Raw genomic sequence first — 22,438 nt, forward strand, 5'->3', positions numbered from 1 at the left:
CATGGGTGTCATGGCTTACCCCCTCCGGTACGCGCTCGCCGACCTCGCCCTGGCTCTCAGCCGAGCCGGGGCCGACCCGGCAGAGGTCAGTTCCACGGCCGCCCGCGCCGCCGCCGACATGATCGGTGACGGCGCGGGCGTCCAACTGCTCCGCGACGACGGCCGGTACGAGGAGATCTCGTACCACCACCTCGACGACGAGCGCTCCGGCCCGCTGGCCCGCGCCCTGGACCGGGCCGGTGACACGCCGGACGACGAGTACTCCACCACCCTGGCGGCGAGCCGGCGCCCGATCGTGCTGGCCGGCGAGAACGCGGCGGCGCTCGGGAACCCCGAGGACGGCATCACCGCGGCGATCCTCTGCCCGGTGATCGTGGACAACACCTACGCGGGTTTCCTGATCCTGACCCGGCACACGGCCGACGCCCTCTATTCGACGCCCGAGGTGGAGCTGGCCCGGGACATCGCCGGCGAGGTCTCGCTGGCGGTCTCGGCGGCCCGGGCGCAGGAGCGGCTGCGCGCCGCCGAGGAGCGGTACCACCGGGTCCTCGAGACGATCCCGGAGGGCGTGCTCCAGCTCGACCCGGACGGCGTGGCGACGTACGCGAACGAGCCGATCGGCGTGGTCCTCGGCATGCCCCGCGCCGAGCTGATCGGCGTCTCGCTGCGCGGCTTCCTCGACAACGTCGGGCAGAAGGAGCTGGACCGCCGGATCGCCGAGTGCAAGACCGGCCGGTCCACGGTCGGCGCCACCCGGCTCATGCGGGCCGACGGCTCCCGCCGAAGCGTACGGATCAGCATGATGCCGGTCCGCGACGACCACGGCGAGTTCGCCGGCGTGCTCTGCATGATCACCGACACGACCGACCACATCGACGCCCGCGGCCTCAAGCGCCAGCTCGACCACCTGCGCCGGCTGGACAGCCTCGGCCAGCTGATCGGCGGCCTGTCGCACGACTTCAACAACCTGATGACAGTGGTGGCCGGCTCGGCCGACATGATCCTGACCGGGACCGAGGAGGACTCGCCGGCGCACCAGCTCGCGAAGGACATCCTGGACGCCGTCGCGACCGGCCGGACCCTCACCCACCAGCTGCTCGCGTTCGGCCGCAGCGAGGGCAACCGTCCCGAGGTCATCCCGATCCCGGACCTGCTCACCGACGTGCAGTCGCTGTTCAGCCGTACCCTCGGCGAGCGGATCGGCCTGGACCTGACGTTCGGCCCGGACGTCTGGCCGGTCAAGGCCGAGCGCGGCCCGCTGGAGCAGGCGCTGGTGAACCTGGCCGCGAACGCCCGGGACGCCATGCTGCACGGCGGCATGGTCCGGGTCACCGCCACCAACGAGGTGGTCGAGCCGGGTCAGCTGGCCGCCGAGAACGGCCCGGCCGGCAAGGTGGTGCACCTGGTGGTCACCGACACCGGCACCGGCATGGAGGAGGAGGTCCGCAGGCGGGCCCTCGAGCCGTTCTTCACGACCCGGCCGACCGCGGCCGGCCTGGGACTGGCGACCACGGCGGGCATCGTGACGAACCTCGGTGGCCACATCGAGCTGGAGTCGCAGCCGCGGATGGGCACGACCGTGCACCTCTATCTGCCCGCCGCCGAGGAGCGCAAGCAGCCGGAGGGCGAGGGGCGGACCAAGCAGGCGGTGATCGGCCGGGTCCTGATCGTCGAGGACCAGCCGGACGTGGCCCAGCTCGTGCAGCGGCTCATCGCGCCGGCCGGGTACGAGATCGCGGTCGCCACCGACGCGCTCATGGCGGTCACCCAGGTGGCGTCCGGGGCGCGGCCGGACCTGCTGATCACCGACGTGGTGATGCCGACGATGACCGGTCCGGAGCTGGCGAGCGCGCTGCGCACGCACCAGCCCGACCTGCCGGTGCTCTACATGTCCGGCTACTCGGCCGCCTCGCTCGGGCCGCAGCTGCACCTCGACGACAACAGCATGCTGCTGGAGAAGCCGTTCACGCGGTCGACGCTGCTCGGCGCGATCCGGTCGCTCTGTGGACCGCAACCCATCCGGCAGAACGAGGCCCCGCCGCCGCAGTGACGGAATTCCGCCCACACGGGTGCCGGAGCTTGCAAGATTCGGAGGGCAAATCGCATCATTCCGGGGCATTGCCGTCGTCGGAAGGACCCCGGAGTGACGAACGACCCCGGAGAGGATCCCACGGGCAGCAGCTCCGATGTGCCACTGGCCGGGCGGTGTGTCGGCAAATCGTACGTTCTGGTCAAACCGATCGGGCAGGGCGCCACCGGAACGGTGTGGCGCGGCGAGGACCGCTCCACCGGCGAACCGGTCGCGATCAAGCTGCTGCACGACAGCCTGCTGCGGCAGCCGCGGCTGGTCACCCGGTTCGTCCAGGAGCGGACGATCCTGCAGATGCTGCGGCACCGCCACGTCGTACGGGTCCGTGACCTGTTCAGCGTGGGGGAGACCCTCGGCCTCGTGATGGACCTGGTGGCCGGCGGCAACCTCCGCGACCACCTGCACCGGCGCGGGACCGTGCCGCCCGCCGAGGCGGTCCGGCTCGCCGGGCAGGTGGCGTCCGCGCTCGCCGAGGCGCACAGCCTCGGGATCATCCACCGTGATCTGAAGCCGGACAACATCCTGCTGCGGGACGAGGACGACAAGCTGGAGACGCGGCTCACCGACTTCGGCATCGCCCGGATCCTGAACCTGCCGAGCATGACCACGCCGAACGCGGTCGTCGGCACGCCGCACTACATGGCGCCCGAGGCGTTCCACGGCGTCACACCGAGCCCGGCCACCGACGTCTACGCGCTCGGGGTGCTGCTCTACGAGCTGGTCAGCGGGCATCCGCCGTACCGCAGCGACTCGATACCCGAGCTCATGCGCCTGCACGCCGAGGGCCAGCCGGAGCGCCGCCCGGGCATACCCGACCCGCTCTGGCGGATCATCACGATGTGCCTGGCCGGCAAGCCGCGGAACCGCCCGAGCGCCGCCGACCTCGTCACCGACCTCTCCTTCCTCGCCCGCAACCTGCACGACGCGCCGGCGCTGTCCCGGCCCGGCGCCCCGCCCGAGGACGACTCCCTCGAATTCCACCCGGTGCCCGTGCCGCGCCGCCCGCCGTTCCGGAACAACGCCGCGCCGGCGAACCGCTGGTCCCGGCACGGGGCGTTCGTGGTCGCCGTCGTGGTGGCCGGGACCATGCTCGCGTCGGGCGCCGCGACGACGGCGTGGCACATGAGCCGTTCCGGGGACGCGCCCGCGATGGTCGTCGCCCCCTCGGCGCAGGTCCCTGTCGCTTCGGCGGCGCCCTCCCGCACACCGGTGGCCCGCAAGATCACTGCCCGGCCTTCGCCGCCGGTCAAGGCCGCGAGGGGCGTCGCGCACGCCGAGGCCAAGCCCAAGGCGAGGGTACGGTCCTCCGCACCGTCCCCACGACCGTCCCCGCCCCGGGGCGGGGCGCTGATCCCGTTGCCGGAGGGGAAGGCGCAGGGCCGCTGGCAGTGCTCGCCCCGGCTCGTGTTCGACCTGCGGACGCGTACCCCGCTCGGGCCGCGGCCCTGCCACCAGCTCGGCAGCGACATCCAGTTCCAGGCCGCGCTGACCGCCCCGGCCGGCGGTCGCGGGCGGATCGAGGTGGCGCTCCGGGACACCCGCACCGGCCGTACCGTGGCCGGCCCGCGTACCTGCGACGACCTGTCGTTCGGCCGCCGCTCGACGACGCAGGAGTGCGGTCCGCTGGTGGCCGAGCCGCGCCGGGGCCGCCGGTACGCCGTGGTGATGACGTTCCGCTACGTCCGCGGCGACGGCCGGACCGCGACGAGCACGACGACGGGCCGCCCCTTCAGCTGGTGACGCCTGGTCAGGGGTTGCGGATCGACTCGGCTCTCAGAGGTTGCGGATCGACTCGGCCAGCCGCTTCACGAACTCGGGGTCGTCCTCGGGGCCGACCGGCCCGGCCTGAAGCACGTGGACGTCCCGGGGCGAGGTGGCCTTGCCGGCCCGGAACCAGGCGACCGCGCCGGCGACCGGGCAGAGCAGGATCAGCACGACCCAGGCGCCGCGCGGGAACGACCGCAGCCGTCCCCGGCCGGTCAGCAGGCAGTCGATCAGAGCGACCACGCTGAGCGCGACGACGACGAGGAAGAGCAGCGTGTTCAGGCGGGCCATGGAGCAGAATCCTGGCAACCTCCGGAGGCCGTGACGGTCCCCGGAGGTTGTCCGTGGGTAGCAGTGGCTCAGTCGGCGCCTTGGTTCAGTCGGCGCCTTGGTTCAGGAGGCGCTTCCGGTGAATGCGGGCAGGTATCCGTACGCATAGCCGTTGGTGTTGGGGTGATAGCTGTTCTGCGGCGGGATCACGGTGAGCCCGTTCAGGTAGGGCCGCGACGAGCAGGCGCCGTGCCCGGTGAACTCGTCACGCACCTCGGAGTAGACGAACCCGGCCGCCTCGGCCCGACTCTTGATCATTTCATCGAGGGCGACCGCGCCGCTGTTGATCGACCGGCGCTTGGCGAGGCTCATCTCGCAGATCACCGTCGAGGTGTCGAAGATCAATGGGTACGACAGGACGACCACGCGCGCGCCCGGCGCCTTGGCCTTGATCGCGTTGTACGCCGCGTCCAGCTTTCCGGGCAGGGTGTTCGCGACGTACGTCTTGCCCGACGCCACCTTCGCGGCGCACGCCGAGTCGCTCGAGGTGAGACAGGTGATGACGGTCGGCGCGAAGCCGGCGTCGTTGCCGCCGATCGTGATGCTGATCAGGTCGGCGCCGCTTTTCATGGCCGGGACCTGGGTCTTCACGATGTCGTCGGTGACGGCGCCGCCGCACGCCAGGAACTGGAAGGACGTCGGCGAGTTCTGCGCGGCCCACTTGGCCGCGTAGCTGTTGTTGCTGCGCAGGCACGTGCCGGACTGCCCGGGCGCGCCGACGCCGGACGAGTAGGAGTCGCCGAGGGCGACATAGTCGACGGACGCCGCCTGGGCGGGGGCGGCGAGGGCGAGGCTCAACAGGGCCGACGAGATCGCAGTGGCGAGGACGGGTGCCATTCTCATCGAAGGCCTCCAATATCCGCGTGGGGATTCAGGGGCCGAAGCGCTTCGGTTACCGAACAGTAAGTCAAGGTCTCGCGAAAAGGAATCCAGTGACATTCGTGTTACGAGGTAGTAACATGCGTCGATGTGACCAGGGGTTATGGCCGCCAGTCATGTTACATGCGCCGTGCGTGATTCCCGGCCGTCCCCGGTCGAGGGGATCTTCAGCGTGTCTTCAGATCCGCGGGCTACGGTTTCGTTCATGGAAGAGAACCGGGCCCGCCGCATGGTCCAGACACTGCGGGACCGCAACGTCTTCGCCCACGTCCGGCTGCCCCGCGCCGGCGGCTCCGGCTACGGCATCCGCGTCGTCCTCGCCGACGGCCGCGAGGCCGAGTGGGAGGCCGGCGCCGCGGGGCTCCAGGCCCAGGTGATGCGCAACGGCGTCCTGGTCGGCTTCGTCGAGTCGATTCCCGGCTCCGACCAGTTCACCGAGGCCCAGACGATCGAAGCGATAGCGGCGACCGATTATGACCGCCCGATAGGCCGCTCCGCCCCGGCCGCCAACCGCCGCCCGGTCCCGCCCCCGCCGCCCCCCAGCCTCGCCGACCGCCTGCGTTCCAGCTTCCGAGGCTGACGCCACCCGCGCGCCCCTCGGCCCCTGCAGCCGGGTTCGTCCGGCTGTACCTCATGGCTGCGACACGCCGGCCGCGACAGCCATAGCGTGCAGCCGGGTTCGTCCGGCTGTATCTCATGGCTGCGACACGCCGGCCGCGACAGCCATAGCGTGCAGCCGCCCTCCGGAACGCGCGCAACGGCATGGCTCACGGGCGGGCCGCGCCACGGCCGTGACCAGCGACGGGCGACGAGTGGCGCTACGGCCTGGTGTCGCGCGGGCCTCGCCTGGGGATCAGGCCGTGACTAGCGGCAGGCGGCGAGTGGCGCTACGGCCTGGTGTCGCGCGGGCCCCCGTCTGGGGATCAGGCCGCGACCAGCGACGGGCGGCGAGTGGCGCCACGGCCTGGTGTCGCGCGGCCCCTACCTGGGAATCCAGCCCGGCCCAGGCACCAAGCTCAGACCCCGCGCCGCGGGTCAGGCCGAGTCCCGCCAGACGATCGGCGTGGGCAACAGCTGCCCGCCCTGCTCCACCTGCTCCCCGCGCAGCTGCCGCAGAACCAGCTGAGCCGCCACCGTCCCCAGCTCCTTGGCCGGCTGATGCACCGTCGACAACTGCGGCTGGCACCGGACCGCCCACGTGCTGTCGTCGAAACCGACCACGCCGACATCTCCGGGGACGCTCCGGCCCGCCTCGCGGAGCGCTTCGAGAGCGCCCGCCGCTATGGCGTCCGAGGCCGCGAAGACGCCGTCGATGGCGGGGTCGCGTTCGAGCAGGAGACGCATGCCTTTCACGCCGGAACCGTAGTCGTAGTGCGGCACATCGGCGACGAGGGCGGCGTCGAACGACGTACCCAAAGCGGTTTTGAAACCGGTCAATCGGTCTATTCCGGAATCCCGGTCCAGCGCCGCCGCGATCATGCCGATGCGGCGGCGGCCGGCTTCGACGAGGCGGGACGTGATGGCGGAGGCGGAGCTGATGTTGTCTATCCCGACGAAGGGGATGCTGTCGCTCAGATCGGGTGGATGGCCCACGAAAGCCGCCGGAAGGCCGAGGCCGGAGATTACCTTGATGATCGGGTCCCGGGTCCGGGCCGACACGACGATGGCGCCGTCGACGAAGCCCCCGCTGAGGTACCGGGCGACCCGCTCGGTGTCCCGGGCGGACTCCACCACCAGGCTGACCATCTGGTGGTCGGCGAGGGAGAGCGCGGCGTTGGCGCCGAGCATGATCGAGCCGATGTTCGGGTCGTCGAGGAAGAGCGAATGCGGCTCCAGTGCGACGAAGGCGACCGCCTGCGAGCGGCGCATCTTCAGCGTGCGGGCGGCGTTGTTCGGCACGTAGCCGACCTCGAGGATGGCGGCCTCGATCGCCGCGCGTGCCTCGGCGGAGACGTATCCGCCGTTCAGCACGCGGCTCACGGTGCCGCGGGAAACGCCGGCGGCCGCAGCGATGTCGTGGACCGTGGCGCGCTTCTGAGGCCGCATGCGATCAATGTAGCGCCGCAGCTATTGACCGAGTGCCAGGCCAGTCCTACTGTGTGCACGTTCACACATCCGTAACGGACCCTTAGGTCCGCGGAAATGTGTGCACGTGCACACACCTGTGACCAGGAGTTTTATGTTCAAGCGGATACCCGGGATCAGCCTCGGCTGTGACTACAACCCGGAGCAGTGGTCGCCCGACGTCTGGCGTGAGGACGTCGCGCTGATGCGTCAGGCCGGCGTCGACCTGGTGGCCGTCAACATCTTCGGCTGGTCGAACCTGGAACCGAGCCCCGGCCGGTACCACTTCGACGACCTCGACGAGGTCATCGGCCTGCTGCACGACAACGGCATCAAGGTCAACCTCGGCACCGGCACCAGCTCGCCGCCGCCGTGGCTGAGCACGCTGCACCCGGAGATCCTGCCGGCCGCGGCCGACGGGACGATCCGCTTCCCGGGCGGCCGGCAGGCCTGGTGCCCCAGCTCGCCGATTTTCCGGGAGAAGGCGTTCGCGCTGGTCGAGCAGGTCGCCCAGCGGTACGGCGACCACCCGGCCGTGGCGCTCTGGCACGTCTCCAACGAGCTGGGCTGCCACAACGCGCTCTGCTACTGCGAGGCGAGCGCCGAGGCGTTCCGGGGCTGGCTGCGCGAGCGCTACCGCAAGATCGAGACGCTGAACGAGGCCTGGGGCACGTCGTTCTGGAGCCAGCGCTACGGCGACTGGTCCGAGGTGCAGCCGCCGCGGCTCGCGCTGTCGCTGCGCAACCCGGCCCAGATCGTCGACTTCCACCGGTTCAGCTCCGACGAGCTGCTGAACTACTACCGGGGCGAGGCGGAGATCCTGCGCCGCCACTCGGACGTCGAGGTCACCACGAACTTCATGGTCACCGCCCACATCCGCAACCTCGACTACTGGTCCTGGGCGCCGGAGATGGACGTCGTGGCGAACGACCACTACCTCGACCACCGCCTCGGCGACCCGGTCGCGGAGCTGTCCTTCGCCGCCGACCTGACCCGCGGCCTGGCCGGCGGCCGGCCGTGGATGCTCATGGAGCAGGCGGCCGGCGCGGTCAACTGGCAGCCGCACAACCTCACCAAGGCGCCCGGCGAGATGCTCCGCAACTCGCTCACCCACGTGGCCCGCGGCGCCGACTCGCTCTGCTTCTTCCAGTGGCGGGCGTCGGCCCAGGGCGCCGAGAAGTTCCACTCGGCCCTGCTGCCGCACGCCGGCACCGACACGGTCGCCTGGCGGGAGGTGCTGCGCCTCTCCGAGACCCTGGACCGGATCGGCGAGGTGGCCGGCACCGTCGTCGAGTCGGACGTCGCGCTGCTGTTCAGCTGGGAGTCCTGGTGGGCGGCCGAGGGCGAGGCCCGGCCGTCGCAGGCGGTGACCTACCTCGACCAGGTGCACCGCGCCCACCGCGCGCTGCGCGAGCTGGGCGTCACGGTCGACATCGTCGCGCCGGATGCCGATGTGGAGAAGTACAAGCTCGTCGTCATCCCGTGCCTCTACATGATCAGCGATGAAGCGGCCGAGAACATGAACCACTATGTCGGAAATGGCGGCAGCGTCCTGGTCACCTTCTTCTCCGGGATCGTCGACGAGCGGGACCGGATCCGGCTCGGCGGCTACCCGGGGGCGTTCAAGGACGTGCTCGGCATCCACGGCGAGGAGTTCGCGCCGCTCAAGCCCGGCCACGAGGTGAGCCTCAGCAACGGCGCGAACGGCACGCTCTGGACCGAGCGCCTGCGCACCACGACGGCTCAGGTGATCGCGACCTACGTCGACGGCCCGCTGCCCGGCGTTCCGGCTATCACCCGGAACGGCAAGGCCTGGTACGCCGCGACCGAGCTCGACCCGCGAGGCCTGCGGGAACTCGTCCGCAGTGTCGTGCGGGAGGCCGGTGTGACGCCGGCCGGCCCGGAGTCGAACGGCGACGTCGAGGTGGTCCGGCGCACCGGCGAGAAATGCTCGTACCTCTTCGTGATCAACCACGGGACGACAAGAGTGGATATTTCCGGTTATGACCTCGTGTCCGGAACGACGGTGAGCCACGTCGGCCCCGGCCAGACAGCGGTGATCAGGGAGGAGCGGAATGACTAGGAAGCGGCCCCTCGGCGCACTGCTCTTCTTCATCCTCCCGTTCGGCCTGCTCTTCGCGGCCTTCTACCTCGCCCCGATCCTGTACGCGATCAAGCAGTCGCTCTACAAGGTCGAGCGCACCGGCACGTTCGGCCCGGCCCGCGAGGTCTTCGGCGGGCTGGACCAGTACCTGCGCGTCTTCGAGAACGGCCCGTTCTGGGAGTCGATCGGCCGGGTGCTGCTCTTCGGCGTCGTCCAGGTCCCGGTCATGCTCGGCCTGGCCCTGGTCCTGGCGCTGCTGCTGGACTCCGGCCTGGTCCGCGGGCGGCGGTTCTTCCGGCTCGCCTTCTTCGTCCCGTACGCGGTGCCCGGCGTGGTCGCGGCGATCATGTGGGGCTTCCTCTACTCGCCGAACCTGTCGCCGTTCCAGAGCATCACGAGCGCCTGGGACCTGCTCAGCGCCGACCTCGTGCTCTGGGCCATGGCGAACGTCGTGACCTGGGTCTACGTCGGCTACAACATGCTGATCATCTACTCCTCGCTGCTGGCGATCCCGCAGGAGGTGTACGAGGCCGCGAAGCTCGACGGCGCCGGCGCGATCCGCACCGCGATCTCCATCAAGATCCCGCTGGTGATGCCGGCGATCGTGCTGACCACCGTCTTCTCGATCATCGGAACGCTCCAGCTGCTCGCCGAGCCGGCCGTGTTCCGGACCTTCAGCTCCGCGGTGACCAGCACCTACACCCCGAACCTGACGGTCTACTCGACCTCCTCGATCCCGAACTTCAACCTGGCGGCGGCGTTCTCGGTGGTCCTCGCGCTCGCCACCTGCGTGCTCTCCTTCGCCTTCCTCAAGGTGACCCAGCGTGGAGGCGACAAGTGAAGAAGAGCCTTCCCATGCTGGTCATGGGCGCCTGCACCCTCTACTTCCTGGTCCCGATCTGGTGGCTGCTGGTCGCGGCGTCGAAGTCGCGCGGCGAGTTCAGCAGCACGAACCCACTGTGGTTCGCCGACTTCAAGCTGATCGACAACCTCGGTGAGCTGTTCTCGTACCGGGACGGGGTCTTCCTCCGCTGGCTCGGCAACAGCGTCGTCTACACCGGCGGCGCGGCCCTGCTCGGCACGGTGCTCGCCGCGATGTGCGGCTACGCGCTGGCGAAGTACCGCTTCCCGGGCCGGGAGGCGATCTTCAACGTGGTGCTGAGCGGCGTCCTGGTGCCGGCCACCGCGCTCGCCCTGCCGCTCTTCCTGATCTTCAGCCAGTTCAATGCGACGAACACCTTCTGGTCGGTCTTCCTGCCGAGCCTGGTCAACCCGTTCGGCGTCTACCTGGCCCGGATCTACGCGACCGCGAGCGTGCCGGACGAGCTGCTCGAAGCGGCCCGGCTGGACGGCTCCGGCGAGGTCCGCACGTTCTTCACGGTCAGCGCGAAGCTGATGTTCCCGGCCCTCGTGACGATCTTCCTGTTCCACTTCGTCGCGGTCTGGAACAACTTCCTGCTCCCGCTGATCATGCTCGGCAACGAGCGGCTCTTCCCGGTCACTCTCGGCCTCTACACCTGGAACACCCAGGTCAACCAGCACCCCGAGCTCCGGATGCTGGTGCTGACCGGCGCGCTCGTCTCGATCGTCCCGCTGGTGATCGCCTTCCTGCTTCTCCAGCGCTTCTGGCGCAACGGCCTCGGCTCGGGCGCCATCAAGTAACAAACCCCTCTCACCCATCCGGAAAGCGAGAAACGACGATGAAGAAGCGCTTTCTCGGCGTTGTGCTGACCTCAGCACTTGCCTTGACTGCCTGTTCCTCCGGCGGCGACGACGAAGCCACCACGGCCGCCGGCGCCGCGAGCTGCGCACCCTCGTCCGGCCCGGTCACCCTGAACTACACCACCTGGATCCCCGGGATCGAGAACGTGGTGAAGGTCTGGAACGACGCCAACCCGAACATCCAGGTCAAGGTGCAGACCGGCCCGAACGGCAACGGCGGCACCTACCAGAACTTCTTCAACCAGCTGAAGGCCGGCAACGCGCCCGACCTCGGTCACATCGAGTACGACGCGCTGCCCAGCTTCCGGGTGCAGGACGGCCTGGAGAACCTGGCCGGCTGCAGCGAGGTCACCGCCGCGAAGGACCAGTTCGTGGACTGGACCTGGGGCCAGGTCACCTTCGGTGAGGAGAACTCGGTCTACGGCATCCCGCAGGACGCCGGCCCGATGGCCCTCTTCTACCGCAAGGACCTGTTCGAGAAGAACAACATCCCGGTGCCGGCCACCTGGGAGGAGTACGCCGCCGCGGCCGAGAAGGTGAAGGCGGCCGGTGGCTACATCACCAACTTCTCGCAGAGCGACATCAACCAGTTCGCGGGTCTGGCCTGGCAGGCCGGCGGCCGCTGGTTCGCCAACGACGGCTCCAAGTGGACCGTCAGCATGACCGACGCGAAGACCACCGAGGTCGCGAACTACTGGCAGGGCCTGATCGACAAGAAGCTGGTCTCGGCGGTGCCGCCGTGGACCACCGAGTGGGACAACGCCTACAACACCAGCAAGGCGTGGACGTGGGTGTCCGCGGTGTGGGGCGCCAACTCGATCATGTCGGGCGCGCCGGACACCTCCGGCAAGTGGGCGGTCGCCCCGATGCCGCAGTGGACCTCCGGCGCGAACGTGGCCGGCAACTGGGGCGGCTCGGCCACCGCTGTCTTCAAGGGCTCGAAGCACCCGTACGAGGCGGCCAAGTTCGCTCTCTGGCTGAACACCTCCGAGGAGGCGCTGACCCTGCTCAACAAGGAGGCGCAGCTCTACCCGGCGACCAAGGCCGGCGCGTCGCTCCCGGCCCTGAAGCAGGGAGTGGACTTCTACGGCGGCCAGGCGATCTACGATGTGTTCGCGCAGGCCTCCACCCAGGTCGCCGCCGACTTCGTCTGGGGACCGACGATGACCTCCACCTACGCCTCGGCGTCGGACGGCTTCAAGGCCGCCGTCTCCGGTAGCGGCACGCTGACCGACGCGCTGACGAAGGCTCAGCAGACCACCATCGAGAACCTGAAGTCCCAGTCGATCCCGGTCGCCGAGTGACCGTGCTCCACCTGCGCTCCGCGGGCGTCAGCCTCGTGCTCGACGCCCGCGGTGCCGTTCCCGCGATCCTGCACTGGGGCTCCGACCTGGGCGAACTCGGCGACGCCACGCTGACCGCGATGGCCGAGGCCGCTGTTCCGGCCGTTCCGCCCAGCTCGGTCGACGTACCCTTGCGCTTCTCTCTCCTGCCCGGACCCGCGGAGGGCTGGAGTGGAAGGCCTTCCCTGGAAGGCCACCGGCAGGGCGTTCCGGCGCCGGCTTTCCGCCTGGTCGAGGTTCAAGATCAAAATCCGAGTGCGATCGTACGGGCGGAGAGCACGGATACGACGCTGGAGCTGACCACGGAGCTGGAGCTGTCAGCGCAGGGGGTGCTCCGCGTGCGGCACCGGCTGGAGAACCGCGGCGACACCGACTTCGACCTGGCCGGCCTCGGCGTCCAGCTCCCGATCCCGGAGGACGCGGCCGAACTCCTCGACTTCACCGGCCTGTGGGCGCACGAGCGGCAACCCCAGCGCGCGCCGCTGCGGCACGGCGTCTGGAGCCGGGAGAGCCGGCACGGCCGTCCCGGGCACGACGACGCGTTCCTGCTGATGGCCGGCGAGCCCGGGTTCGGTTTCCGGCGCGGCCGGGTCTGGGCCGTGCACCTGGCGTGGAGCGGCGACAAGTCGATCTGGGCGGAGCGCTCGGCCCTCGGCCCCGGCGCGCTCGGCGGTGGCGAACTGCTCGCCCCCGGCGAGGTCCGGCTCGCGCCCGGCCTCTCCTACGAGACGCCCTGGCTGGTGGCGGCGTTCTCGGAGACCGGCATCGACGGCCTCTCCGACCGCCTGCACCCGTGGATCCGCTCGCTGTCGCCGGTGCGGCTGCCGCGCCCGGTTGTCCTGAACACCTGGGAGGCGGTCTACTTCGACCACGACCTCGCGGTGCTGAACGACCTCGTCGACGCGGCCTCCGCGGCCGGCGTCGAGCGTTTCGTGCTGGACGACGGCTGGTTCACCGGCCGCCGCGACGACAGGCGCGCCCTCGGCGACTGGACCGTCGACCCGGCGGTCTGGCCGGACGGCCTGCACCCCCTGATCTCCCGGGTGACCGCGGCCGGCATGGAGTTCGGCCTCTGGGTCGAACCCGAGATGATCAGCCTGGACTCCGATCTGGCGCGCGCCCACCCGTCCTGGATCCTGGGCGGCCCGGACGCGCTGACCTGGCGCTGGCAGCGGGTCCTCGACCTGAGCGTGCCGGCCGCCTTCGACCACGTGCGCGATCGCCTGTCCGCGCTGCTCACCGAATATCCGATCGCCTTCCTCAAGTGGGACCACAACCGGGATCTGCTGACTGCCGGCGCCGCGCACCGGCAGACCCGCGCCCTCTACCGGCTCCTCGGCACCCTGCGCGCCCGGTTCCCGCACGTGGAGATCGAGAGCTGCGCCTCCGGCGGCGCCCGGATCGACCTGGGCATCCTCGAACTGGTCGACCGGTTCTGGACCTCGGACACCAACGACCCGCTGGACCGGCAGAGCATCCAGCGCTGGACCGGCGTCCTGATCCCGCCGGAATACCTGGGCGGTCACCTCGGCGACGCCACGGCGCACGTCACCGGCCGTTCCTCGGCGCTCGGCCTCCGGCTGGCCACGGCCCTGTTCGGCAGCGCCGGCATCGAATGGAACCTGACGAAGGCCTCACCCGCCGAGCACGCCCTGATCGCCGAATGGGTAGCGCTCCACAAGCGCCTGCGTCCCCTGCTGCACACCGGCCGCGTCGTCCGCGCCGACGCCCCCGACCCGGCCCTCCACCTCCACGGCGTCGTGGCCCAGGACCGTTCCGCGGCGGTCTACGCCCTGGTGGCGACGGGTTCCCCGCGAGCCGCCCTACCCCCGCCGATGCGCCTGCCCGGCCTCGACCCGGACCGCCTCTACACGGTCCGCCCGCTCGGCACCCCGCCGAAGGTCGTCCAGGACGCCCCACCCGCCTGGCTCACCGCCGGTGCGGCGAAGCTGCCGGGCCGGGTGCTGTCGGAGGTGGGGCTGCCGGTGCCCTTGCTGGCGCCGGAGCAGGCTCTTCTCCTGGAGGTCAATGTTTAGTCGGAGCTATAGTCGGACAATGTCACCGGACGCGCCCCGCCGTTGGTCCATCAGGACCACGGCTGACGTGCGGTCCTGGTTGAGGGAGCTGCGCCAGTCGGATCCGGAGGTCTTCCGATCGGTGAACGTCGCTATCGAGATGCTCGCCGAAATCGGCCCCGGGCTGGGTCGCCCGATGGTCGACACCTTGCAGGGGTCGAGCATCGGTAACCTCAAGGAGTTGCGGCCGCGCTCGGGCCGGGACGTCGCGATCAGGGTGCTGTTCGTCTTCGACCCGTGGTCGCAGGCGGTCCTGCTGGTGGCCGGAAACAAGGCCGGCAACTGGGACCGGTGGTACAAGACGGCGATCCCGATCGCCGAGGGCGCTTACGAGACCTGGCTGGCCGGAGAGCGAAAGCGGAGGGAGGACTCGTGAGCGAGTTCCACGATTGGGAAGACCTCCGTGCGGAGCTGCACGACGGGGATGATGAGGCCCTGGCCGCGGAACGGGCGAGGACCGAGGCCTGGATCAGCGCGTACCACCTCGCCGAGGAACGCAAGCGGCTGGGATTGACACAACGGCAGGTCGCTGAGCTGATGGGTGTCTCGCCCGGGCGCGTGAGCCAGATCGAGAACGGGGACCTCGACGCCAACGAGGTTGCGACGTTGAGCCGCTACGCGCGGGCGTTGGGAGCACGGATGCGCATCATCTTCGACTACGGGAATGACCTCCGGCAGATCGCCTGACAGCGTCTGCCGGTCATGGCTTGAGTTCCAGATGCGGTCGATCGCCTGCTGACTCAGGTCTCGGATGTTGGGTCAGGAATCCAGGGGAATCTCCAGGCGGGTGGCGCCGGTCAGGCAGAGGAAGACCCGGTCCGGGGTGCGGACCAGGCGCAGGATCACGTCGGTGCAGTTCGGGCAGCGGTCCACCAGGCCCGGCGCCGGCTCCCAGACGCGCAGGGTGGCGACCGGGCCGGAGTGGTTGCAGCCGGCGCAGGTGAAGACGGCGCCGGTCATGTCGGCGGCAACGACCTCCGCCAGATCGCCTGAAATTGCCGCGGGGATCGGTCGTCGGGCCGATCTTCGTTCACTCGGTGGCTTTCGGGTGGCCCGTGCCGGCCAGCTTCAGCCAGCAGGTACGGGTGTCGTGGTCGACGAGGTACCAGATGCGCCCGCCGCCGGTTACTTCGTACTGCCACTGGGGTAGGGACCTGCCGCCGTGGGTGTCGGTGGAGAGGCTGCCTTTGAGCTGGTGGTGACGGGGTGTCGCCGGGTTGGGGCACGGGTTGCTCTCCAGCGTCCGGTAAGCAGTGCGCATGTTCGCGGCGGCCACCCGGCACAGCTCCTCCCAGCCCTTGGCGGCGTCACCGGTGGCGAACTTGAGCGTGTATCCATCCGGTGGTGGAGGCGGCGCCGCCCGGTCTCCCCGTTTCGGAGTCATGGGCGTGGCACCACACCGAAGTCACCCGCCGGCCGGCTGGTCAAGGCCTGATGCAGCTCGGGATCGGCATGGATCTCGGCGGTGTGCCGCCACTCCACCAGCAGTTGAGAGATCGCGGCGGTGTTGCCCATCGCGGCGGCAGCCTCGGCGACGGCGACGAAGTCGGCCGCGAACTTGTCGAGGTCGTGCTCCGGAAGGAACCGCACCCACGGGAGGGCCGTGGGCAGCAGACCGCGGACCAACTCGGGATTCTGCCGGCTCAGCGCGGCCAGCAGACGCGTCGTGATGTCGACGACCTGACCCTCCGCCTCGGCGCGGTCGGCGGACATCAGCACGAGGTCGGCCGCGTCACGCCGGCGCAGCCGCACGGCCCGGGCTCGGAATGCGCGCTCGGCGGTCTCGGCCGGCTGGCGCAGCAGTTCCGAGAACGGGACTGAGTCGAGTGGGGCAGCAGTCACGAGACAACACTACGTCACGGTCGAGCCCTACTTCAACACTACTATTGAAGTCCGGCCAGGGGGATCTCCAGGCGGGTGGCGCCGGTCAGGCAGAGGAAGACCCGGTCCGGGGTGCGGACCAGGCGCAGGATCACGTCGGTGCAGTTCGGGCAGCGGCCCACCAGGCCCGGCGCCGGCTCCCAGACGCGCAGGGTGGCGACCGGGCCGGCGTGGTGGCAGCCGGCGCAGGTGAAGACGGCGCCGGTCATGTCGGCGGCGAAGACGTCGCTCAGGTCGCCGGCCAGCGCGTTGCCGTCGAGCTCCATCAGGCGCCTCCGTAAAGGTCGAGCTCCATCAGGCGTCTCCGTAAAGGTCGAGCTCCATCAGGCGTCTCCGTAAAGGTCGAGCTCCATCAGGCGTCTCCGTAAAGGTCGAGCTCCATCAGGCGCCCCCGAATCGTTCGGTGCGGATCAGCTTGGGGTCGTGGCCGAGTGCCACCAGGATGTCGGCGGCCGTCTCGACGAAGCCGGTCGGGCCGCAGACGTAGCAGTCCGGCTGGAAGTCGGGCGGCCAGCCGTGCGAGTTGACGGTGGCGACGTCGATGCGCTTCGGGGTGCCGGCCCCCTCGGGAGCCTTGCGGGTGTAGACGAAGTGGACGTCGAGGCCGGGATCCTCCCGTACCCGAAGGCGCAGCTCATCGGCGTAAGCGGCATCTTCCGGCGTGCGCACCGAATAGATCAGCCGGAACGGCTGGCGCCCGCGAGCCAGGCCTCGGGCCCGGATCATGGACATCAGCGGCACGATGCCGGAGCCGCCCGCGATGAGCAGCACCGGCGCGGTCCGATCCGGGCGCCAGACGAACCAGCCGCCGACCGGCCCGCGCAGCTCGATCTTGTCGCCGGGCTCGACCACGTCGGTGAGGTACGGCGACACCTCACCGTCCTCGAGCCGCTGGACGGTGATCTCCAGGGAGCCGGGCCAGGCCGAGGCGATCGAGTAGGAGCGCTGCGCCGTGTAGCCGTCCTCGGCGGTGAGCCGGACGTCGATGTGCTGGCCGGCCAGGTGGCCGGGCCAGTCCGGGACGTCGAGCACCAGGGTGCGCGCCGAGCCGGTCTCCCAGCGGGCCGAGGAGACGGTGGCGACGCGCCAGCTGATCCGGTTCTTCATGGGGACGCGTCAGTCTCCCTGGTAGCGCTGCTCACGCCACGGATCGCCGTACATGTGGTAGCCGCCGGCCTCCCAGAAGCCCGGCTCGTCCTCGTTGATCATCTGGAGGCCGTTCACCCACTTCGCCGACTTCCAGAAGTAGAGGTGCGGTACGAGCAGCCGGGCCGGCCCGCCGTGCTCGGGGTGCAGCGGCTCGCCGTCGAACTCGTACACGATCCAGGCCTTGCCGTCGAGCAGGTCGTCGAGCGGCACGTTCGTGGTGTAGCCGCCGTAGCTGTGCGCCATCGTGTAGTCGGCGGCCGACTCGACGTCCTCGAAGAGGGTGTCGAGGGAGACGCCCTTCCACGTGGTGCCGAGCTTCGACCACTTGGTCACGCAGTGGATGTCGACGGTGAACTCCTCGGCCGGAAGGGCGGTGAACTCCTTCCAGTCCCAGGTGTGCTTCTCGCCGGTCTCGGTGGCGATGGTGAACTTCCACCTGTCCAGCGGGACGCGCGGGGTCGGCCCGGCGGAGAGCACCGGGAAGTCGTGGGTGAGGTACTGACCGGGCGGCAGGCCGGGCAGCGACTCACGCCGCCGCCCGCCGAAGCCGCGGGAGATGATGCCCATGGCCAGAAGTAAACCGCACTCACGTCCCGGAGGGGGTCAGGCCTTGACCGTGCCGCTGGTCACGCCCGCCACCGACTTGGTGCCGGCGACCACGACGCGATACTTCGCGCCGCCGGCCAGGCCGGAGACCTTGCGGGTCGCGATCGTCGAGTACGTCTTCACGGTCTTCCACCTACCGCCCTGGTAGCGCTGCACCGACATCTTCTGGCCGGACGCGCCGGCCACCTTCACGGTGAGCACGCCCTTCTTGCTGCGCACCGCGGTGACCTTGGCCTTCACCGTGTAGGTGGCGGTCGCCGCGGCGGCCGAGAAGTCGCCGGTCGAGGGGAGGAAGAGCCGGACCTTGTACGAGGCGGCCGCGGTCCGCACCGCCGTGTACGTGCCGGTCGAGGTGGTCTTCACGGCGCCGCACTTCCACGCGCCGCCGGCCACCGAGAAGCACGCCGACACGGAGGCGTTCGCCAGCGCCTTGCCGCCCGAGGTGGCCTTGAACGTGGTGCTCGTCCTCGTCCCGTACGTGACGGTGCGCGCGCCGACGTTGGCCGTGACGAACTGCCCGGCGGCGGCGAGCGCGGCCGCGGCGTCGACCCGGCCGTAGCCGTAGTCGTTGTCGAACCCGGCCTTGCCGAGGTCCACCGCCGACGACTTGAGGACCTGCTCGATCGCGTACGGGGTGAGCGACGGCTGGTACGCCTCCAGCAGCGCGGCGATCCCGGCCACCTGCGGCGCCGCCATCGAGGTGCCGCTCATCGCGACGTAGTCGCCGCCGGTCAGCGCGGTCGGGTAGGTGCTCACGATCGCGCTGCCGGGCGCGGCCACGTCGACGTAGCTGCCGGAGTTGGAGAACGACGCGTACCGGTCGGCGGAGTCGGTCGCGGCGACCGCGATGACGCCGGCGTCGGCGGCCGGGTAGCTGGTCGGGTTGCCGTCCTGCCGCTCGTTGCCGGCGGCCGCCACGACGGTGACGCCGGAGTTCCGGGCATAGGTGACCGCGTCGGAGAGCGCCGCGAGCTTCGCGGTCGAGCCGATCGACATGTTGATCACGTTGGCGCCGTGGTCGGCGGCCCAGACCACGGCCTCGGCCACGTCGGACATGTAGCCGCTGCCGGTGGAGTCGAAGACCCGGATCGGCAGGATCTTCGCGTCCGGCGCGACACCGGAGACGCCGACGCCGTTGCCGGTGACCGCGCCGATGATGCCGGCCACGTGCGTGCCGTGCCCGTTGCCGTCGGTGGTGCCGCCGGCCATGCCCTTGAGCACGTCGTACCCGGTCAGCACCTTGCCGGCCAGGTCCGGGTGGCGGGCGTCCACCCCGGTGTCGATCACCGCGACGGTCACCCCGGCGCCGGTGGACTTCGACCAGGCCGACGTCGCCTTGACCTTGCCGAGGCCCCACTGCTGGGAACGGAGAGGGTCCGAGCCCTGTACCCGGACCGGCACGTCGAGCTGCGCGTTCGGGACCTCGGCGAGCAGCTCGGCGGCCTCGGCGCGGTCGGTCGCCTCGTGCACGGTCACGACCGGGCGGCCCAGCGCGTCGACGGTCGTGCCGACCACGCGCGCGGGCTGCGCCTCGGTGACGGTGGCGGGCACGCCCGCGTAGGAGATGCCGGGCGCCGCGAACGCTGCCAGGCCGGCCGTCAGGGAGATGACCAGGCTGCCGGTGAGGAACCGCACGTGGTTGTCGCCTTCCGCTCTCGCTCCGTCCGGCCTTCTGGCCGGCACATGACCCACGGTCCGGTGCGGGGGGAGCGTCGCGGGGAGCGGCGGGGTGCGATCGGGGAGTTGTAGGGTCGGGATCATGCCGTTGACGGGTGAGTACCTGCCCAGCACCTCTGACTGGGCTCGCAATCAGGCCGAGAAGTACGAGGCGACGAATGGCGCCGAGGCCAACGACATCCAGGGAATGCCGATCATCGTCCTGAGCACCATCGGGGCGAAGACCGGCGCGCTGCGCAAGACCCCGCTCATGCGGGTCGAGCACGAGGGGGAGTACGCGGTCGTCGGCTCCCTCGGCGGAGCGCCGAAGAACCCGGTCTGGGTCTACAACATCCGCAAGAACCCGCACGTCGAGTTGCAGGACGGCGAGGCCAAGCACGACTACGTGGCCCGCGAGCTCTCCGGGGAGGAGCGGGAGCTGTGGTGGGAGCGGTCGGTGGCCGCCTACCCGCCGTACGCCGACTACCAGACCAAGACCGATCGCCTCATCCCGGTCTTCCTCCTGACCCGCCGGTAAGACCCTCCAAGTCCGGCCGCGATCCTCCGCGGCCGGACTTCTTCCCGTGTGCAACCTTCCCGGCGTCCGGGCGCGACAGTAGAGCGTGATGGGAAAGCCGGAGTGGGAACGGGAGTACGTCGAGTACGTGAGCGGGCGCCTGCCGCGCCTGCACCGTGCGGCGTATCTCCTCTGCGCGGACACCTTCCAGGCCGACGACATCGTCCAGGCCACGCTCGCCTCGCTCTATCTGGGATGGCGGCGGGCCGTCCGGGCCGACAACCTCGATGCGTACGTCCACCGCATCCTGGTGAGGCGTTACCTCGATGAACGGCGCCGGCCGTGGGCGCGGGTCCTGCTCGGCGACCGGGTGCCGGAGACGCCGATCGAAGCCGGCCCGGGGTACGAGGAACGCGATTCGCTGATGACCGCCCTGCGCGCGCTGCCGAAGGGGCAGCGCGCCGTCATCGTGCTGCGGTACTTCAGCGACCTGTCGGTCGAAGCGACCGCCGAGGCCCTCGGGTGCTCGGCCGGCAACGTGAAGAGTCAGTGCTCGCGGGGCCTGACCGCGCTGCGCGTGACCTTGGGTGAGACGACGACTCTCGGAGGAACGGGGTGGCAGGCGTGAGTGACGAGCGGAGGCTGCGGGAGGGCCTGGAGGCGATCGCCGTGCCCGCGACCAGGATCCGGGTGGAGGCGGTGCTGCCGGCCGCCCGCAAGCAGCGGTTCCGGCGCAACGCGGCCCGGACGGCGGCCGGCGCGGCGCTCGCCGTCGGCGTGCTGGTCGCGGTCCCGGCGGTCCTGCTGCGGCCGAGCGCGGCCACGCCGTTGCCGGCTCAGCGCCCCTCGAGCAGCCCGTCGCCGTCGCCCGCGGCGGTGGCCTGCCGGATGACGAAGCTGCCGTTCCCGGAGGGCCTCGACAACGCGGTCGCCGAGGGTGTCGACCCGACCGGCCGGTACGTCGTCGGCAACGGCACCGAGGGTCAGGACTTCCGGCCGGTGCTCTGGACCGGCGGCCGGGCCGTCGCGCTCCCGCTGAACGCCGACTCGGTGCAGGCCACCGCCGTGAACGCGGCGGGCGTCGTCGTCGGCCTCGCCACCCGGGACAACAGGGACACCGTCTTCCGTTTCGCCGGCGGCCGGTACACCGAGCTGAAGCTGCCGAAGGGCCGGTGGCACCCGTACCCGGAACCGGCGATCAACGCGGCCGGCGACGTGGTGATCAACGCCGAGCCGCAGGGCAACAGCGGCGGCGAGGGCGTCATCGCGCTGCTCTGGCCGGCCGGCTCGACCGACGCGGTGCGGCTGCCGCTGCCGGAGGGCGCCCACGTCGTGGACATCCTCGACGACGGCCGGATGGCGGGCGGCATCTACCAGGACGGTTCGGCCCACACCCCGTACGTCTGGGACCGGCAGGGCAGGGGCCAGAAGCTCCGGGTGCCGTCCGGGCACACCGGAACGGCGTACGCGATCAGCGGCGACTGGGTGACCGGCGGCATCTGGGAGCCCGGCTCGGCGGCGCTCTGGAACCTGCGCACCGGCGACCTGACCCAGACGAAGGGCGACCAGAACCCCGGCATGTCCGTCAACGCCTCCGGCTGGCTCACCGACGGCGAAGGCCAGGTGATCCGCAACGGCAAGGCCACCCGGATGCCCTCTGGCGGCGGTCGGAAGGTCGCCTACGCCAACGACATCTCCGACACCGGCCTGGTGGTGGGCCACGTCGTCGACGAACGCACCGACGCCGAGGGGCAGGAACTCCGGGACGCCGGCGGCACGATCCCGAAGGCCCCGCAGTTCCCGGCCACCTGGCAGTGCTGACCTTCCACTGAACCGAGATGCTCAGGATCGCCTCGGACATGGAGGGTTAGCAATACGCTGCGTTACGTATTCATCGGTACGACGGACGAAGCAGGCCCGCCACCGCAGAGGTGGCGGGCCCGTCTCGAGGCGGATCGGCGTCAGGCGCGCGCGTAGGTGAGGCAGTCGGCCTTGTCGGCGGAGGCGCCGACGGTGATGGCCGGGGCGCGGCACTCGAGGTTCTCGTTGTAGGTGCAGTCGGCCCGCTTGCAGGCGCCGACCTGGGCGGTGGCGACGCCCATGCCGCCCTTCTCGCCGGAACCGATGAAGGTGTCGCACTCGGCGGTCTGCAGGCTGCCGATGGTGATCGCGAACGCCGTACAGCCGTCGTGGTTGTAGCCGCATTCGGCGACCGTGCAGGTCTGGACACGCGGCATGTTCATCATCTGCGTCATGGTT

Annotated in this window: 24 protein-coding genes; 13 read left to right on the forward strand and 11 right to left on the reverse strand. The window is 70.5% G+C overall.

The window, feature by feature from the left end:
• The first annotated feature begins 10 nt into the window (after window positions 1-10).
• Both AB0G10_RS05875 and AB0G10_RS05880 read left to right on the forward strand, forming a co-directional pair.
• Window positions 11-2,050 carry a response regulator gene (locus AB0G10_RS05875; RefSeq protein ID WP_360917085.1) on the forward strand — a complete coding sequence of 680 codons (2,040 nt, stop codon included), beginning with the start codon at window positions 11-13 and terminating at the stop codon, window positions 2,048-2,050.
• Between the two features lie 93 nt (window positions 2,051-2,143).
• Window positions 2,144-3,829 (forward strand): serine/threonine-protein kinase, encoded by a 1,686-nt coding sequence (locus AB0G10_RS05880; protein WP_360917088.1) that lies wholly within the window; start codon window positions 2,144-2,146, stop codon window positions 3,827-3,829.
• 33 nt (window positions 3,830-3,862) lie between these two features.
• Here the strand turns inward: AB0G10_RS05880 and AB0G10_RS05885 are convergent, their stop codons facing one another.
• The gene (locus AB0G10_RS05885) at window positions 3,863-4,144 is read right to left on the reverse strand and encodes a PLDc N-terminal domain-containing protein (RefSeq protein WP_360917092.1); all 282 of its coding nucleotides are present in this window, start codon (window positions 4,142-4,144) and stop codon (window positions 3,863-3,865) included.
• A 102-nt stretch (window positions 4,145-4,246) separates the two neighbouring features.
• Window positions 4,247-5,026, reverse strand: a complete 780-nt coding sequence (locus AB0G10_RS05890) for an SGNH/GDSL hydrolase family protein (protein WP_360917095.1) — start codon at window positions 5,024-5,026, stop codon at window positions 4,247-4,249.
• A gap of 241 nt (window positions 5,027-5,267) precedes the next feature.
• Between AB0G10_RS05890 and AB0G10_RS05895 the strand changes: the two genes are divergently transcribed.
• A complete protein-coding gene (locus AB0G10_RS05895; protein WP_360917098.1) occupies window positions 5,268-5,642 on the forward strand; it encodes a hypothetical protein in 375 nt (124 codons plus the stop codon).
• A gap of 455 nt (window positions 5,643-6,097) precedes the next feature.
• Here the strand turns inward: AB0G10_RS05895 and AB0G10_RS05900 are convergent, their stop codons facing one another.
• Window positions 6,098-7,108 (reverse strand): LacI family DNA-binding transcriptional regulator, encoded by a 1,011-nt coding sequence (locus AB0G10_RS05900; protein WP_360917101.1) that lies wholly within the window; start codon window positions 7,106-7,108, stop codon window positions 6,098-6,100.
• Between the two features lie 133 nt (window positions 7,109-7,241).
• On the opposite strand from AB0G10_RS05900, the gene AB0G10_RS05905 reads away from it, so the two are divergent.
• From AB0G10_RS05905 to AB0G10_RS05935, 7 genes are all read left to right on the forward strand, one after another.
• The gene (locus tag AB0G10_RS05905; protein ID WP_360917104.1) at window positions 7,242-9,209 is read left to right on the forward strand and encodes a beta-galactosidase; all 1,968 of its coding nucleotides are present in this window, start codon (window positions 7,242-7,244) and stop codon (window positions 9,207-9,209) included.
• Entirely contained in the window at window positions 9,202-10,071 is an 870-nt protein-coding gene (locus AB0G10_RS05910; protein ID WP_360917107.1) for a sugar ABC transporter permease, read from the forward strand. Before AB0G10_RS05905 ends, AB0G10_RS05910 begins: the two co-directional genes overlap by 8 nt.
• Window positions 10,068-10,892: a carbohydrate ABC transporter permease gene (locus tag AB0G10_RS05915; protein ID WP_360917110.1), complete on the forward strand. Its 825-nt coding sequence runs from the start codon at window positions 10,068-10,070 to the stop codon at window positions 10,890-10,892. Before AB0G10_RS05910 ends, AB0G10_RS05915 begins: the two co-directional genes overlap by 4 nt.
• Window positions 10,893-10,975: 83 nt before the next feature.
• Window positions 10,976-12,256 (forward strand): extracellular solute-binding protein, encoded by a 1,281-nt coding sequence (locus AB0G10_RS05920; protein ID WP_360917113.1) that lies wholly within the window; start codon window positions 10,976-10,978, stop codon window positions 12,254-12,256.
• The gene (locus tag AB0G10_RS05925) at window positions 12,253-14,331 is read left to right on the forward strand and encodes an alpha-galactosidase (RefSeq protein ID WP_360917115.1); all 2,079 of its coding nucleotides are present in this window, start codon (window positions 12,253-12,255) and stop codon (window positions 14,329-14,331) included. The genes AB0G10_RS05920 and AB0G10_RS05925 overlap by 4 nt, the downstream gene beginning before the upstream one ends.
• Before the next feature lie 19 nt (window positions 14,332-14,350).
• Complete coding sequence (locus AB0G10_RS05930; RefSeq protein WP_360917118.1) at window positions 14,351-14,746, forward strand: type II toxin-antitoxin system RelE/ParE family toxin; 396 nt, start codon at window positions 14,351-14,353, stop codon at window positions 14,744-14,746.
• Complete coding sequence (locus AB0G10_RS05935) at window positions 14,743-15,057, forward strand: helix-turn-helix transcriptional regulator (RefSeq protein WP_360917121.1); 315 nt, start codon at window positions 14,743-14,745, stop codon at window positions 15,055-15,057. The genes AB0G10_RS05930 and AB0G10_RS05935 overlap by 4 nt, the downstream gene beginning before the upstream one ends.
• Window positions 15,058-15,129: 72 nt before the next feature.
• Here the strand turns inward: AB0G10_RS05935 and AB0G10_RS05940 are convergent, their stop codons facing one another.
• The 7 genes from AB0G10_RS05940 to AB0G10_RS05970 form a co-directional block, all read right to left on the reverse strand.
• Entirely contained in the window at window positions 15,130-15,378 is a 249-nt protein-coding gene (locus AB0G10_RS05940) for a DUF6510 family protein (protein ID WP_360917970.1), read from the reverse strand.
• 22 nt (window positions 15,379-15,400) lie between these two features.
• On the reverse strand, window positions 15,401-15,754 hold the full coding sequence (locus tag AB0G10_RS05945) for a hypothetical protein (protein ID WP_360917124.1): 354 nt from the start codon (window positions 15,752-15,754) through the stop codon (window positions 15,401-15,403).
• A complete protein-coding gene (locus AB0G10_RS05950; protein ID WP_360917127.1) occupies window positions 15,751-16,212 on the reverse strand; it encodes a hypothetical protein in 462 nt (153 codons plus the stop codon). Before AB0G10_RS05950 ends, AB0G10_RS05945 begins: the two co-directional genes overlap by 4 nt.
• A gap of 41 nt (window positions 16,213-16,253) precedes the next feature.
• Window positions 16,254-16,517 carry a DUF6510 family protein gene (locus AB0G10_RS05955; protein WP_360917130.1) on the reverse strand — a complete coding sequence of 88 codons (264 nt, stop codon included), beginning with the start codon at window positions 16,515-16,517 and terminating at the stop codon, window positions 16,254-16,256.
• Window positions 16,518-16,632: 115 nt separating this feature from the next.
• The gene (locus AB0G10_RS05960) at window positions 16,633-17,358 is read right to left on the reverse strand and encodes a ferredoxin reductase (RefSeq protein ID WP_360917133.1); all 726 of its coding nucleotides are present in this window, start codon (window positions 17,356-17,358) and stop codon (window positions 16,633-16,635) included.
• A gap of 9 nt (window positions 17,359-17,367) precedes the next feature.
• A complete protein-coding gene (locus tag AB0G10_RS05965) occupies window positions 17,368-17,967 on the reverse strand; it encodes a sulfite oxidase-like oxidoreductase (RefSeq protein ID WP_360917136.1) in 600 nt (199 codons plus the stop codon).
• A 36-nt stretch (window positions 17,968-18,003) separates the two neighbouring features.
• Window positions 18,004-19,641, reverse strand: coding sequence for a S8 family peptidase (locus tag AB0G10_RS05970; RefSeq protein WP_360917139.1), 1,638 nt, complete (start codon window positions 19,639-19,641; stop codon window positions 18,004-18,006).
• Between the two features lie 124 nt (window positions 19,642-19,765).
• Between AB0G10_RS05970 and AB0G10_RS05975 the strand changes: the two genes are divergently transcribed.
• From AB0G10_RS05975 to AB0G10_RS05985, 3 genes are all read left to right on the forward strand, one after another.
• Window positions 19,766-20,200 carry a nitroreductase family deazaflavin-dependent oxidoreductase gene (locus tag AB0G10_RS05975; protein ID WP_360917142.1) on the forward strand — a complete coding sequence of 145 codons (435 nt, stop codon included), beginning with the start codon at window positions 19,766-19,768 and terminating at the stop codon, window positions 20,198-20,200.
• An 88-nt stretch (window positions 20,201-20,288) separates the two neighbouring features.
• A complete protein-coding gene (locus tag AB0G10_RS05980) occupies window positions 20,289-20,807 on the forward strand; it encodes a SigE family RNA polymerase sigma factor (RefSeq protein WP_360917145.1) in 519 nt (172 codons plus the stop codon).
• Window positions 20,804-22,000, forward strand: coding sequence for a hypothetical protein (locus AB0G10_RS05985; RefSeq protein WP_360917149.1), 1,197 nt, complete (start codon window positions 20,804-20,806; stop codon window positions 21,998-22,000). Before AB0G10_RS05980 ends, AB0G10_RS05985 begins: the two co-directional genes overlap by 4 nt.
• A 140-nt stretch (window positions 22,001-22,140) precedes the next feature.
• On the opposite strand, the gene AB0G10_RS05990 is transcribed toward AB0G10_RS05985, so the two are convergent.
• Complete coding sequence (locus AB0G10_RS05990) at window positions 22,141-22,434, reverse strand: DUF1540 domain-containing protein (protein WP_360426075.1); 294 nt, start codon at window positions 22,432-22,434, stop codon at window positions 22,141-22,143.
• Window positions 22,435-22,438: the final 4 nt, after the last annotated feature.

Origin of the sequence: Actinoplanes sp. NPDC023714, from assembly GCF_040639855.1 — a bacterium.
In the GTDB taxonomy this organism is placed as follows: domain Bacteria; phylum Actinomycetota; class Actinomycetes; order Mycobacteriales; family Micromonosporaceae; genus Actinoplanes.

What these genes read in the sequence shown, in the direction of transcription:
- AB0G10_RS05910 (WP_360917107.1), top strand. Translation starts at nt 9,202, where the DNA reads ATGACTAGGAAGCGGCCCCTCGGCGCACTGCTCTTCTTCATCCTCCCG.
- AB0G10_RS05980 (WP_360917145.1), top strand. Translation starts at nt 20,289, where the DNA reads ATGGGAAAGCCGGAGTGGGAACGGGAGTACGTCGAGTACGTGAGCGGG.
- AB0G10_RS05990 (WP_360426075.1), bottom strand. Translation starts at nt 22,434, where the DNA reads ATGACGCAGATGATGAACATGCCGCGTGTCCAGACCTGCACGGTCGCC.
- AB0G10_RS05900 (WP_360917101.1), bottom strand. Translation starts at nt 7,108, where the DNA reads ATGCGGCCTCAGAAGCGCGCCACGGTCCACGACATCGCTGCGGCCGCC.
- AB0G10_RS05905 (WP_360917104.1), top strand. Translation starts at nt 7,242, where the DNA reads ATGTTCAAGCGGATACCCGGGATCAGCCTCGGCTGTGACTACAACCCG.
- AB0G10_RS05945 (WP_360917124.1), bottom strand. Translation starts at nt 15,754, where the DNA reads ATGACTCCGAAACGGGGAGACCGGGCGGCGCCGCCTCCACCACCGGAT.
- AB0G10_RS05955 (WP_360917130.1), bottom strand. Translation starts at nt 16,517, where the DNA reads ATGGAGCTCGACGGCAACGCGCTGGCCGGCGACCTGAGCGACGTCTTC.
- AB0G10_RS05885 (WP_360917092.1), bottom strand. Translation starts at nt 4,144, where the DNA reads ATGGCCCGCCTGAACACGCTGCTCTTCCTCGTCGTCGTCGCGCTCAGC.
- AB0G10_RS05965 (WP_360917136.1), bottom strand. Translation starts at nt 17,967, where the DNA reads ATGGGCATCATCTCCCGCGGCTTCGGCGGGCGGCGGCGTGAGTCGCTG.
- AB0G10_RS05890 (WP_360917095.1), bottom strand. Translation starts at nt 5,026, where the DNA reads ATGAGAATGGCACCCGTCCTCGCCACTGCGATCTCGTCGGCCCTGTTG.
- AB0G10_RS05975 (WP_360917142.1), top strand. Translation starts at nt 19,766, where the DNA reads ATGCCGTTGACGGGTGAGTACCTGCCCAGCACCTCTGACTGGGCTCGC.
- AB0G10_RS05895 (WP_360917098.1), top strand. Translation starts at nt 5,268, where the DNA reads ATGGAAGAGAACCGGGCCCGCCGCATGGTCCAGACACTGCGGGACCGC.
- AB0G10_RS05875 (WP_360917085.1), top strand. Translation starts at nt 11, where the DNA reads ATGGCTTACCCCCTCCGGTACGCGCTCGCCGACCTCGCCCTGGCTCTC.
- AB0G10_RS05960 (WP_360917133.1), bottom strand. Translation starts at nt 17,358, where the DNA reads ATGAAGAACCGGATCAGCTGGCGCGTCGCCACCGTCTCCTCGGCCCGC.
- AB0G10_RS05930 (WP_360917118.1), top strand. Translation starts at nt 14,351, where the DNA reads ATGTCACCGGACGCGCCCCGCCGTTGGTCCATCAGGACCACGGCTGAC.